This is a genomic window from Flavobacterium sp. GQ95 (assembly GCF_059758655.1).
Map to the genome: position 1 here is coordinate 1 of NZ_JCAXEB010000075.1, position 370 is coordinate 370.

A 370-nucleotide genomic window follows, 5' to 3' on the forward strand; every position below is an offset into this window, starting at 1 on the left:
AATTTCTGCGGGTATGACCACTGAGGATACTTCTTATAATGCTGTTTCTTTAAGAGCCGCTACAACCTATTATTTTCATATCAGAAACAAATGCAGCGCCGGGGTGAGCGAGTGGTCTACAATTTCATTTACAACCCCGGATGTGTTAAAGCTGGGTGGGGACAATTTTATCATTACCACCAAAGGGGAATCGTGTGATAATGAAAATAATGGCGAAATAGAAATAAAGGCGAAAGCCTCGTATCCCTATACAGCGGTTATCAATGGTGTTGCTTATAATTTCACGGCCAATAGCCTGAAAGTGGAGCGATTGGCTCCCGGAGCCTACAGCGTTTTAGTAAAGATAAGTGGAGCGTTTTTTGAGCAGAAC

Annotated in this window: 1 protein-coding gene; it reads left to right on the forward strand. The window is 42.7% G+C overall.

Features of this window, described 5'->3' with window-relative positions; genetic code table 11:
• On the forward strand, window positions 1-370 hold a 370-nt coding region (locus AC6CH4_RS25990), incomplete at both ends, for a hypothetical protein (protein WP_498108237.1).